Annotated in this window: 9 protein-coding genes; 3 read left to right on the top strand and 6 right to left on the bottom strand. The window is 69.7% G+C overall.

The features are described 5' to 3' along the window. Position 1 precedes the first annotated feature (1 nt). Both VHC04_RS19815 and VHC04_RS19810 read left to right on the top strand, forming a co-directional pair. A complete protein-coding gene (locus VHC04_RS19815; RefSeq protein ID WP_325684460.1) occupies positions 2 to 3463 on the top strand; it encodes a glycosyltransferase in 3462 nt (1153 codons plus the stop codon). Positions 3464 to 3502: 39 nt separating this feature from the next. Further along, entirely contained in the window at positions 3503 to 4327 is an 825-nt protein-coding gene (locus VHC04_RS19810) for a YgfZ/GcvT domain-containing protein (RefSeq protein WP_325684459.1), read from the top strand. Positions 4328 to 4485: 158 nt separating this feature from the next. On the opposite strand, the gene VHC04_RS19805 is transcribed toward VHC04_RS19810, so the two are convergent. The 6 genes from VHC04_RS19805 to VHC04_RS19780 all read right to left on the bottom strand — a co-directional run bounded on the left by VHC04_RS19805 (position 4486) and on the right by VHC04_RS19780 (position 11555). Then, positions 4486 to 5889: a CoA transferase gene (locus VHC04_RS19805; RefSeq protein WP_325684458.1), complete on the bottom strand. Its 1404-nt coding sequence runs from the start codon at positions 5887 to 5889 to the stop codon at positions 4486 to 4488. A 169-nt stretch (positions 5890 to 6058) separates the two neighbouring features. After that, positions 6059 to 8278, bottom strand: coding sequence for a xanthine dehydrogenase family protein molybdopterin-binding subunit (locus VHC04_RS19800; RefSeq protein ID WP_325684457.1), 2220 nt, complete (start codon positions 8276 to 8278; stop codon positions 6059 to 6061). Between the two features lie 2 nt (positions 8279 to 8280). Further along, complete coding sequence (locus VHC04_RS19795; RefSeq protein ID WP_325684456.1) at positions 8281 to 8736, bottom strand: (2Fe-2S)-binding protein; 456 nt, start codon at positions 8734 to 8736, stop codon at positions 8281 to 8283. 170 nt (positions 8737 to 8906) lie between these two features. After that, the gene (locus tag VHC04_RS19790) at positions 8907 to 9536 is read right to left on the bottom strand and encodes a nitroreductase family protein (protein ID WP_325684455.1); all 630 of its coding nucleotides are present in this window, start codon (positions 9534 to 9536) and stop codon (positions 8907 to 8909) included. Then, positions 9536 to 10798, bottom strand: coding sequence for an ABC transporter substrate-binding protein (locus VHC04_RS19785; protein ID WP_325684454.1), 1263 nt, complete (start codon positions 10796 to 10798; stop codon positions 9536 to 9538). The genes VHC04_RS19790 and VHC04_RS19785 overlap by 1 nt, the downstream gene beginning before the upstream one ends. A 52-nt stretch (positions 10799 to 10850) precedes the next feature. Continuing rightward, complete coding sequence (locus tag VHC04_RS19780) at positions 10851 to 11555, bottom strand: haloacid dehalogenase type II (RefSeq protein WP_325684453.1); 705 nt, start codon at positions 11553 to 11555, stop codon at positions 10851 to 10853. A gap of 154 nt (positions 11556 to 11709) precedes the next feature. Between VHC04_RS19780 and ald the strand changes: the two genes are divergently transcribed. After that, positions 11710 to 12843 carry an alanine dehydrogenase gene (gene ald / locus VHC04_RS19775; RefSeq protein ID WP_325684625.1) on the top strand — a complete coding sequence of 378 codons (1134 nt, stop codon included), beginning with the start codon at positions 11710 to 11712 and terminating at the stop codon, positions 12841 to 12843. Positions 12844 to 12881: the final 38 nt, after the last annotated feature.

Here is a 12881-nt window from a genome sequence, read left to right as displayed (position 1 = left end):
CATGGCCGACGATCCACTGCCGATGATCCGAGACCTGATCGACGCCGCCTGGTATGCCGAGACCTATCCGGACGTGCCGGCATCCCGTGCGGCGGCGCGCGCCCATTTCCTGCGGGTCGGCCTGGACGCCCGCCGCGACCCCAACCCCTGGTTCGACAGCGCCTGGTATAACGACTGCCATCCCGACGTGGCGGATAGCGGCGCGGTGCCGCTGGCCCACTACGCCGATTTCGGGGCCGCCGAGCTGCGCAGCCCGCATCCGCGTTTCGATGCCGCGTTCTATGTTGAAACCCATCCGCAGGCGGTGGCGAATCCGCTTCTGTTCCATATCCGCACCGGCCTGGCGCGCGGCCACGCCACCGAATGGCGGCTGGCCGAAGCGGACTGGCGGCCATCCACCCAGGCGGCGCTGCCGGTGCCGGCGCGGCCGGTGGTCGACATCATCATCCCGGTCGGAACCGACCTGCCGGCGTTGCGCCGGTGCATCGCCGCCGCCCGCGCCGAGGACCCGCCCCTGCGCGGGCGCATCATCGTCGCCTCCGACCGTCCGCTGCCGCCGGACACGCTGCGCTGGTTGCAGACAGAGCAAGGGCGCCGCGACCTGGTGCTGCTGCGGACGCCGCGCGGCAATGGTGCCTCGCCGCTGATCAACCGCGCCATCGAGCTCGCGGGGAGCCGTGACATCGTGCTGCTGGACCCCCGCATGCGGCCGCCCCCGGGCTGGCTGCGCCGCCTGGCCGCGCAGGCCCATGCCGACCGCCAGATCGCCACCGTCTCCCCGTTTTCCGACACCGCGACCTGGACCGGTTTTCCCACGCGCGCCGGCGGCCCGCTGCCCCTGGGACGTTCCGCCGGGGAGATCGATACGCTGTGCGCCACGCTGAACCGCGGACGATCCGCCATCGTGCCGATCACCAACCGCATGTGTGTCTACATCCGCCACGATGCCCTGCGCGCGCTCGGCCCGCTTGGGCAGTCCGGCATCGATCCCGACGACTGGGACAGCGAATTCTGTCTGCGCGCGGCACGGGATGGCTGGCAGAACCGGCTCGCCTGCGACATGTTCGTCGCGTGCGGGGAACCGGGCCAGGGCCGGCAGGAACCGCGAGGCCTGGATCAGCTGCAGATGCTGTACCCGGACAGCGCGGCCCGGTTGGCCAGCCACCGGCGGTGGGACCGTGCCGGGCCGGCGCGCTTCGCGGTGATCGCGTCGCTGCTGGCACAAAGCGGCAAGCCGGTCATCGCCATGGTCACGCATTTCATGGGCGGCGGCGTGCGGCGCCAGATCGACATGATCGCCGAGAGGATCCGCGACAAGGCGCATGTCCTGCTGCTGGAAGGCTGGGTAACCGAGATCGGGCGCCGAGCGGTGACCGACATGCGGATCGCGCTGCCCGATGGTGCCGGCGGCCATGTCCTGTCCTTCGCCCCGGATCAGGTCGACGAGGCCGTGGCGATGCTGCGCGCCGCATCGGTCAGCCGGGTGCATGTCCACCACCTGCTATGGTTCGATTTCGACACCAGGACGATGATCCGCCGGCTGGGCGTGCCGTTCGACGCCACCATCCATGACACCTACGTGGTCTGCGCACAGCTCAACATGCTGCCCCAGGCCACCAGCTTCCATTGCGGCGAACCCGGCCTCGCGGCCTGCAATGCCTGCATCGCCGCCAGCCCCTCGGCCGACCTGGCACGCGACATCCTGTCGTGGCGGCTGCGCTATGCCTGGCAGTTCGCCGAGGCGGAGCGCGTGATCTGCCCCAGCCAGGACATGAAGGACAGGCTGGACCGATACGGGATCGGCGATCGGGCGATCGTCGTGCCGCATGAGCCGGTGCCGCGCTCCGCCTGGTCCGTGACGGCGCCGAAACACGGCCGCGGCCCGCTGCGGGTCGTGCTGCTGGGGACGCTGGCCAACCACAAGGGCGCCCGCATCGTCGCCTCGGTGATCGAGGCCGCGCCGCGCGGCCTGCTGGACGTGCATTGCATCGGCGCCGTGGAGGATGCGGTCCCGCGCGAAGCCGCGGCGTTGATCACCACCACCGGAGCCTATCGGGACAGCGAGCTGCAGGCATTGATCCGCCGGGTGAAACCGCATGTGATCTGGCTGCCCTCCACCGCGCCGGAGAGCTACAGCTTCACGCTGTCCGCCGCGATCGAGGCCGAACTGCCGATCCTCGCCACCCGGATCGGCGCGTTCCCGGAACGGCTGCGCGGCCGGCCGCTGACCTGGCTGGTCGATCCCACCAGCCAGGTCGAGACGTGGCTCGACACGTTCCGCACCATTCGCGACACGCTGAAGGCACCGCCGGCGCGGCTGCCGCGGGTGCCGCGCCAGCCGGTCGCGGATTTCTACGGACAGGCCTATCTGGCGGCGCCGGCGATCAAGCGGGGCAGCCGCCCGGTGGTGTCCGTCGTGCCGGAACGCTTCGCCTCGGGCCATTTGTCGCCCTGCGCCTTCATCCGCCTGTTGCAGCCGCTGACCCATCCCGACATCGCCGGCGGTGTCAGCCTGGTGGTGGACGATGCCGAAAGCGTGCTGACCCGGCGTGCCGACCTGTTCATCACCCAGCGCCACGCCCTGCCGGACCGTGCCGCCGCCGATGCCCTGATCCGCACGGTGCGCGCGAACCGGGCCCCGCTCGTCTACGACCTGGATGATGACCTGCTGAACATCCCGCCCTCCCACCCCGACGCGGCGGAGCTGCGTCCCAAGGCGCGCCTGGTGCGGCATCTGCTGACGGCGGCCGACACAGTGTGGGTCTCCTGCGACGGGCTTCGCGAGCGCGTCGCCGAGCTCCGGCCGGACGCGGCGGTCCTCGCCAATGCGTTGGATGAGCGCCTGTGGGCCTATGACCCGATCCCGACGCGCTTCCAGCCGCACCCGCTGCGCATCCTGTGCATGGGCAGCATGACGCATGCCGAGGACCTGGCGGTGATCCGGCCGGCACTGGAACGGCTGCTGGCGGAGTATCCGGACCAGGTGACGATCGACGTGCTGGGCATGACCCCGGAATGGCACTTGTCGGGCGGCCTGCGGCGGGCCGTGCCGCCGTTCCACGCCACCCAGTCCTATCCGGCCTTCGTGCACTGGCTCCATGCGGTCTCGCCGGCCTGGCATGTCGGGCTGGCGCCGCTGGCGGACACCCGTTTCAACCGCTGCAAATCGCCGATCAAGGCGATGGATTATGCCGCGCTCGGCCTGGCGGTGCTGGCGTCCGACGTGCCGGCCTATCGCGGGTCGCTGGCGGACGGCGTGGCGGGCCGGCTGGTTCCGAATGATCCCGTCGCGTGGCTGGACGCGCTGTCCTGGCTGCTGCGCGATCCCGACCAGTGGCGCGCCCATGCGGCCGCCGCGCGCCCCGGCTTTCTGGCCGGCGCCAGCCTGCGCGCCCGGGCCGGGGAGCGGCGGCGTGTCCTGGATGCCCTGCTCACGCGCGAACCGGCCCGCAGCGTCGCCTGACCGGCTTGCGGCCGGCGGTGTCGTCGCTACCTGTGCTGCATGACGAAGCTTGCTTATTTGCCCGACAGGGGCGTGATCCGCGTCACCGGCGAAGACCGCGTGGCATTCCTGCAGGGCCTGGTGTCCAACGATGTCACCGCCGTCGCCCCCGGCCATGCGGTCTGGGCGGCCTTCCTGACACCACAGGGCAAGTGGCTGGCGGATTTTTTCGTGGTCGCCGACGGCGATACGCTGCTGCTGGATTGCGAGCGTGCGCAGGTTCCGATGCTGCTGCCGCGCCTGTCGCGCTATCGCCTGCGGATGAAGGTGGTGCTGGGCGCCGAGGACGCGATGCGGGTCCATGTCGCCTGGGATGGCACGCCGCATGCCGACGCCGGCATCGTCGTGCCGGATCCGCGCCTTGCCGGGTTCGCCTGGCGGGTGCTGGCGACCGCCGTGCTGCCGGCCACCGCCACCGAAACGGACTGGCATCGCTACCGGCTGACACGGGGCGTACCGGACGGCTCACGTGACCTGGAAAGCGACAAGACGGTGCTGCTGGAGGCCGGGTTCGATGAGCTGAACGGGATTTCCTGGACCAAGGGCTGCTACATGGGCCAGGAACTGACCGCGCGCACCCGCTATCGCGGCCTGCTGAAGCGCCGGCTGGTGCCCGTATCGGTGGACGGCGTGCTGCCAGACCCGGGCACGCCCGTGCTGCGCAACGGGACCGAGGTGGGAACAATGCGTTCCGGCCAGGACCGGCAGGGCCTCGCGGTGCTGCGGCTGGACAGCCTGGACGGGCCGCTGGAGTGCGGCGGCGCGCGGCTGACACCGCGGATTCCCGACTGGATGGACCTGCCGGAGAAAGCGAAAGCCGGGTAGCGTCCGGGCCGCCGGGTCGCCGCCTGTCGGGGCCGCCGGGTTGGCGTTCACTGCCTGCCCCTGTTTCGCCCCACCTCTCATCGCGATCGCGGGCCAGGCGCCCGGCACGACCGGAGAGAGTGGCGGACCGGTCGGAAGCGACGCGACGCTGCCCGCTATCACCCCGGCCAGACCGGCTGGTGATAGCCCAGCGGCACGGAGGGCCGCGCCCAGAAGGGTGGGGTTTCCGAGAGCTTCACGACCGGCGCGAGATGGCGCAGCGGGCCGGATGGCGTTTCGCTGACCATCGACCAGCGGGCCAGCTCCTCCGGCATGAATTCCGCCGGCACATCCTTCAGCGCGGCTGCCGGTACCTCGCCCAGATCGACGATCCACTTGCCGACCTGCGCCAGGGAGATGCGGACCAGCCAGCTTCCACCCTCCCGCGCGCGGCGGTTCAGCGCGACTATGGCGCCGAATGCCATCAGGTAGCCGGTGCAATAGTCGATGGCGGAGACCGGGTAGAACTGCGGTCCCGGCGTCGGGCCGGGTACCAGCTCGGCCTGCCGCAAGGTTATGCCGCTGACGGTCTGCACCACGGTGTCGAAGCCGCGGCGCGACGCCCAGGGACCGGTGTGCCCAAAGGCGCACAGCGATACGTACACCAGGCCGGGACGCAATGCCGCCAGAGCCTCGGGGGACAGGCCGCGATCGTCCAGCGTGCCGGGGCGATAGCCTTGAGAGAACACGTCGGACTGGCGGACCAGGCCCTTCAGCGTCTCCAGCTGCGCGGGCTCACGCAGATCCAGCCGAGCCGACAGCTTGCCGTGGCCGGTGTCCCATTCCTGATAGCCCAGGTTCGGCAGATGTGCGGCGGTGATCTTCATCACCTCGGCGCCGTGCTCCGCCAGGGTGCGGGCGCCGGTCGGCCCTGCCAGCACGCGGGTCAGGTCCAGCACCCGGATGCCGGACAGCGGCCGATCCCCCTCCGGCAGCGGCTCGGCCGGGCTGTCGCCGATACGGATGATCTCCATCAGCGGCAGATCGGCGATCGCGGCGGCCTGCGGGTGATCACGCCATTCCGCCATCGAGCGCACCATGCCGCCGGCTCCGTTGGCGGCGATGATCGCTTCCTCCAGGTCGCGCGCATCCCAGGTCGCGACGGCGCGGGCGACCTCGGTCCGGTCCTCCGGCACGCCCAGCACCTTCAGCGCGGCGGCGCGGTGGTTGGGGAAATTGGCGTGGATGTAGCTCCACCGGCCGCCCTTGGCGGGATAGACACCCATGATGGCGTTGCGGGCGTGCGAGACCTGGCCATCGCCCAGCCGCATGTACTGGCCGCTGCGCAGTGAGGCGGTGGCCTGGCGCACGTCCACCGCGACGTCCTGGCGCCGGCCGGTGCGCGTCTCCCACAGATCGGCGGCCGCCAGGCCGGTGGCGGCCAGGGTTGCCGCGCCGGCCGCACCGATGCGGAACGGCGTGGGCAGGATGGGATCGGTGCCGCCGGTGAAGGCGACGCCGGCCGCGCGGTCGGCGGGCAGGCCGGCATGCGGCAAGATGTCGCGCAAGGCGTTGCTGGGCATGGACGATGCCTCCTCCCGTAGAGTGGGGTGTCGCGACCGGTCACGGCACCTGCCGAAGCGGGGACAAGCGGGAGGCGCAACGGGCGCCGCCCGCCGCATGACCCGGAAAACCGCCAGCCTGGAGCCCCACAGCCTGTAGCCGTGGATCGCGCTTCAGCGATGCGCCAGACTAGGCGCGCAGCTGACCGGTGTCGATCGGCAGCGATCGGACACGCTTGCCGGTCGCCGCGTACAGCGCGTTGCACAGCGCCGGAATGACCGGTGGCAGGGCCGGCTCGCCCAGGCCGGTCGGCGGGTGATCGGTGGTCAGGAAATGCACCTCCACCGGTGGCGCCTGGTGCATCCGCAACGGCCGCACGGTGTCGAAATTCGCCTGGACGACGCGGCCGCGCTCCAGGGTGATCGCCTGGCCGAGCGCCGCGCCGATCCCGTCGAGCACCGCGCCTTGCACCTGGCTGACGGCGCCGCTGGGGTTGATGATCTGGCGGCCGACATCGCCGACGACCCAGACATGATCCGCCCTGATCTCCCCCGTCGCCGTGACGCTGGCCTGAACGACCTCGGCGAAATAGCCCATGTGGCTGAAATAGAAGGCGATCCCCTTGCCGGTCCGTTTCGGCAGCGCGTGCCGGTCCGACCAGCCGGAGAGCTCCGCCACTTTCAGCAGCACATCCCGCATGCGGCCGGTGTCGACATTGCGCATCGGGTCGGGGCTGTTGCCCAGGACACGGCGCTCCCCCAGCAGCGCCAGGCGGAAGGCCAGCGGGTCCTGCTTCGCGGCGACTGCCAGCTCATCGATGAAGGACTGGAACACGAAGCCAAGTCCGTTCGACCGCGGTGCCCGCAACGGGCCGGTCGGGACGCCGAGCTCCATCAGCGACAGGCCGTATTCGAGGTTCGGCACCAGCTGGGCCGGAAACTCGCTGGCTTCCAGGTTTGCGGAATCGGCCACCTGGCCGTCCTGGCCAAAGGTGACGAAATGGTCGCTGAACGCGACCAACCGTCCCTGGCCATCCAGGCCGGCCTTGAAGAAATGAAATCCGGCCGGGCGGTAGAAGTCGTGCCGCATGTCGTCCTGCCGGGTCCATAGCAGCTTCACCGGCACGCCGGCCTGGCGGGCGATCCATGCCGCTTCCGGCATGAAGTCGTTGCGCAGCCGTCGGCCGAATCCGCCGCCGATGCGGGTCATGTGGACGATCACGTCGCGTTCCGGCACGCCCAGCGTCGCTGCCACCAGCCGCCGCCCGGGCCCGGGATTCTGCGTCGGCGCCCACAGCACGACCTTGCCGTCCTGGACATGCGCGGTGCAGTTCTGCGGTTCCAGCGGGATATGCGACAGGAACGGGTAGCTGTACGCGGCCTCGACGCGCGTCTCGGCCTTGGCCAGCGCGGCGGTGACGTCGCCATCCTTGCGCACCGTGTGCACAGGTTCGCTTTCGGCGAGTTGCCGGGCCCGGCTGGCGAACCCGTCGGAGCCCTGTGCCGCGACCGGTCCTTCATCCCAGACGATCCGCAAGGTCCGCCGCGCGTCGTTGGCGGTCCACCAGTTCCTCGCCAGGATGGCGACACCGTCCTGCAAGCGCTGAAAATCGCCGGTCGGCTTGCCGCGCACGATGAAGGCATCGTGGACCCCCGGCAGAGCCTTGACCTCCTCGATATTGGCGCTGACCAGCCTGCCGCCGAAGACCGGACACTTCTCGAACACCGCGCACAGCATGCCGGGCAATTTCGTATCGATGCCGAATAATTTTTGCCCGGTCACGATCCTGGCGTTGTCGACGCCCGGGATCGGCTGGCCGATGATCCGGAACGTCTTCGGATCCTTCAGCGGCAAGGCATGAAGATCCGGCACCGCGACGGATGCGGCCCGGTCGGCCAGCGCGCCATAGGTCATAGAACGGCCGCTGCCGGCGTGGCGCACGACGCCGCGATCGGTGCCGCATTCCGTCACCGGCACGTTCCAGGCGGCGGAGGCCGCTGCCAGCAACATATGGCGGCCGGCCGCGCCGACCCGCCGCAGCATCTCATAGTTCAGCGGCGTCGCCATGCTGCCGCCGGCGAACTGGCGGCCGAACACCGCCTCATCCAGCGGCGCCTGCTCGATCCGTACCTGCGACCAGTCCGCGTCCAGTTCCTCGGCGATCAGCATCGGCAGCGCCGTCTTGATGCCCTGGCCGATCTCGGGGTTCTTTGATTGGATCGTAATGGTATTGTCGGGCGCGATGCGGATATAGGCGTTCAGCACGCCGTCACCGCCGCTGCCATTGCGATTGCCATTGGCAACAGCCGCCGCGGCGCCGCCCGGCAGGCTGGCGCGCAGCAGCAGGCCGCCTCCCGCGGCCATGGCCGCCTGCAGGAAGAACCGCCGGGAAGACCGGAGTGCCGCCATGACTATGCCTCCGCCACGTGTCGGATCACCTGGCGGATGCGCAGATAGGTCGCGCAGCGACAGATATTGCCCGACATCGCCTCATCGATCTCGGCATCCGTGGGATGCGGCGTTCGCGCCAGCAGGGCCGCCGCCGACATGATCTGCCCGGCCTGACAGTAGCCGCATTGGGGAACATCCAGCGCCTGCCACGCCGCCTGCAGCCGGCGGCCGACCGCCTGGTCCGCCATGCCCTCGATCGTGGTGACCGCGGCATCGCCGACCGCCGAGACCGGCGTGACGCAGGCCCGCACCGGCGCGCCGTCCAGATGCACCGTGCAGGCCCCGCATAGCGCCGCGCCGCACCCGTACTTGCTCCCGGTCAGGTCGAGCTCATCGCGCAGCACCCAGAGCAGCGGCATTTCCGGCGCGACATCGACGCTGTGTGCAACCCCGTTGACCCGGATCGTGACAGCCATTGGTTCCCTCCTCCGATGCCCGGCGATCATCCGCGCGCCACCGGCGAATCCTCCGGCCTTGCGCACCCGCGCCGCGGACCGCCGAGGATGCCGGAAAACCGGCACGGGCCAGACCCTGGCGCGGGCCAGGTCCTAAGCCACGGCCGCCCTGAACGCCCGGCGGATCGGTGTCAGGTCTGCGCCCACCGCTCACCCCACACATTGCCATAGACGACGTCATCCAGGGGAACGCGGGCGACAGGGCCGAACTTGCCGAGCGGGTAGCCGATCGGAATGATCGCATAGCTGTGGACGTCGGGCGGCAAGCCAAGAGCCGCTTCGGCGTCCTTTTCAAACAAAAGGTAAAGAGTTGTGAGCGTCGCACCCAATCCCAGGGCACGCGCTGCCAGCAGCATGTTCTGCACCGCCGGATAGATCGACGCCCCCGAGCTGCGCGTGTGGGTACCGCCGACCAGGCAGGGGACGATCCAGACCGGCGCCTCGTGCAGGTGATCGGCCAGATGCTCCGCGGCGGCCAGCATGCGGTCGAAGCGGTCCCGTGAGGAGCCGGCGGGCGGCGCGCCGGCGCGATAGCGGGGGCCGACGATCTCATGCCAGCCCTTGCGGTACCATTCCGCCACCCGCGCCTTCACCGTCGGATCGGTGATCACCATGAAGCGCCAGGACTGCATGTTGCCGCCGCTGGGGGCGCAGGTCCCGGCTTCCAGGATGCGCCGGATCAGGCCGGCCGGCACCGCGTCCGGCTTCAGCCGGCGCATCGATCGCGTGGTACGGACGATCTCGAACAGGTCGGTGTCCATCAGCTCCAGCCCTTGAACGGCAGCGCCGGCGGGTGCATCGCCGCCTTCTCGGGCCAGACGGCGACGTAGTTCGCCCCGTCCAGCTGCACCAGCAACGTCGCCGCCAGGATATTCTGTCCCTGCGCGTTGTACTTGATGCCGTTATAGCCGATCATCAGCTGCTCCGGCTTCAGATCCTGCGTCCGCAGCGCTTCCTGAATCCTCGCCGGCTCGGTCGAGCCCGCGCGGTCGATCGCGTCCATCAGCGCCAGGAAGCCCTGCATGGCGCGCGCCGAGGTGTCGTCCAGCACGTGGCCGGCATGCTTCTGGTACAGCTCATTGACGACATAGGAGGATGAACCGGGCTTTCCGATGTCGTAGGAGCTACGGTTGATCACCCCCTGCATCGCGTCGCCGACCGTCCTGATGAAGGCGGTATCGGAAAAGCCGCTGTCGTCACCGATCAGGATCGGCGGCTTCCAGTTCAATGTGCGCATCGTCTTGGCAAACAGGATCGAGTCGGATGTGTAACTGACGAAGATCACGGCATCCGGATCGAGGCTCTTGAGCTGCAGCACCTGCGCGCTGACGTCGCTGGAATTGGCGTTGTAGGCGATCCGCGCGTCGATGTTCAGCCCCTTGTCCTTCAGCGCCTTGATGATGGCGTCACCGGTGGAGGTGCCGTACTCGGTGTTCTCATTCACCATGGCGATCTTGGCGACCTTGCGCCCGCCCGCCTTGGTATCCGCCAGGAACTGCGCATAGGCGGCGCCGAAATCGGTGCCGATCGGGGTGGGACGGAAGAACCATTTGAAGCCGCGCTCCGTCAGGCTGGGGGCGGATGATTCGCTCGCCATGAACGGAATGCCATACCGCTCGGCGATCGCGCTGGCGGTCAGCGTGCAGCTCGACTGGTAGCAGCCGACCAGGGCCGCGACCTTTTCCTGCGTGATCAGGCGCAGCGCCTCGCTCTGCGCGATCGCCGGATTGCCCTGGTGGTCGGCGAAGATCACCTGCACCTTGCGGCCGCCCAGGCCCGGCAGGCCGGCGGTCGGCCCCAGCGGCAGGTGCGGCAGATCCGGGTGGGCGTTGTTGATGATGTCCTCGGCGGTTTCCAGCGCGGCCTTGACAGCCATGCCGGCCGAGGCGGCGACGCCGGTCAGCGGATACGGGGCACCGATCTTCACCGCCGCGTCGGCCGCGCGCAGCCCACGCGGCAGAGCCAGCAATGCCGGAGCGGCCAGGGCGAGACGGGTGGCGGTGCGGCGCGTGGTCTTCGTCATGCTGGATCGGTCCTTATCTGTCGGTGCGGTCGACATAACCCGTGCGACGCCGTTACGCCATCAGTTCGGCGAGTTCTGTCATATCCTTCACGATCAGATCGGGCTGGTGCGGCCACCGCGCGAAGGGCCGGCGGCGGCGGTCGACGAAAGCGGTGCGCAGTCCGGCCGCCTTGGCGCCGACACAGTCGAACTCATGGTTGGCGACGAACAGAATCCGGTGCGGCGGGGTATCCATCCTGCGGGCCGCCATCAGATAGGTGGCACGGTGCGGCTTGAACGCGTTCGCCTCGTCGACCGAGATCACCGCATCGAACGGAATGCCATGGTATTTCTTCGCCGCCTCCAGCATGTCGGGGTCGCCGTTGGACAGCACCGCCAGCTTGTAGCGCGTGTGCAGCCGGGCCAGGGCGGCCGGCACCTCGGGGAAGCAGGTCAGGCGCTCGATCGCCGCCACCAGGGCACGCACCTCATCCTCGGTGTGGCGTATGCCCGCCCGGTCCATCACCTGTCGGACCGACAGGTGCCCGATCTCCCGGTACGGCGTGTGCGGATGATCCAGCAGCGCGTCGATCATCGAGTTCTCGAAATGCGTGCGCCGCCACCAGGTGACGAACGCGTTCGGATCGATGGTGGAACCCTTCGCCTTCAGGAACGGCGCCGCCACCGCGCGCAACCCGCCCTGCATGTCCACCACCGTGCCGTACTGGTCGAACATGCACAGCGTGATCTCGGCTTTCAGGGTGGCGATGTCGGTCATTTCCAGGGTCCTCCGCGCATCCATGCTGGCCGCGATCGGCCGCCTTGTCGAACACCCCTCCGTCCTCCCTGATCCCGCCACCGGGAAGGCCATCGATCTTGCGGCGGAGCGACGCGATGACGATCTGCCCTACCGGCGGGATCAGGAGGAACCGATGCGGGTTGGTGTGCCGAAGGAGATCAAGACGCACGAATACCGGGTCGGGCTGACACCGGCCGGCGCGCGCGAACTGGCGCGGCACGGGCACCAGGTGCTGGTGGAGACCGGCGCCGGGACCGGCAGCGGCTGGGCTGACGATGCCTATCGCGCGGCCGGCGCCGGCATCGCGGCGGGTGCCGGCGAGGTATTCGCCGAGGCCGACATGATCGTGAAGGTGAAGGAACCGCAGCCGGCCGAGATCGCGCGGCTGCGGCCGGGGCAGGTGTTGTTCACCTATCTGCACCTGGCCGCCGACCGGCACCAGACCGAGGGCCTGATGCGCGGCGGCGCCACCTGCATCGCCTATGAGACGGTGACGGACCGCGCCGGCGCACTGCCGCTGCTGGCGCCGATGAGCGAGGTGGCCGGCCGCATGGCGGTGCAGGTGGGCGCGCACTGCCTGGAGCGCGAGCAGGGCGGCGGTGGCATCCTGCTGGGCGGCGTTCCTGGCGTGCCGCCGGCGAAGGTGGTCGTGCTGGGCGGCGGCGTGGCCGGCACCAACGCCGCCCGCATGGCCGTGGGGCTGGAGGCGAGCGTGACGATCATCGACCGGTCGTTGCCCCGCCTGAAGGAGCTGGACCTGCAATTCGGCCCGCGCGCGACCACGCTGTTCGCCACCACCGAGGCCATCGAGCACGCCGTCCTGGCCGCCGACCTGGTGATCGGCGCCGTGCTGGTGCCCGGCGCGGCGGCGCCGAAACTGGTGACGCGAGAGATGGTGCGACGGATGCGGCCCGGCTCCGTGTTGGTGGACATTGCCATCGACCAGGGCGGCTGCTTCGAGACCAGCCGGCCGACAACCCACTCGGCGCCGACCTTCGTGGAGGATGGCGTGGTGCATTACTGCGTCACCAACATGCCGGGCGCGGTCCCCCGCACCTCCACCCTGGCGCTGACCAATGCGACGCTTCCCTTCATCCTGGCGCTGGCCGACAAGGGCTGGCGGCAGGCGATGCTGGACGATCCGCATCTGGCGGCCGGTCTCAACGTGCGGGACGGCGAGGTGACCTGCCTCGCCGTCGCCCAGGCGCTGGGTCTGCACCACAGGCCAGTCCACGACGCATTGGTGGTTCCGTCACCGGGCCCTTGATATCGCCGCCTGTTGCGGCCGGCCCGTCGTGACTGCCC

It is taken from the genome of Rhodopila sp. (assembly GCF_035548095.1).
Taxonomy (GTDB): domain Bacteria; phylum Pseudomonadota; class Alphaproteobacteria; order Acetobacterales; family Acetobacteraceae; genus Rhodopila.
Note: the sequence above shows the minus strand (reverse complement) of the source record. Positions and strands in the feature narration are given on the sequence as shown.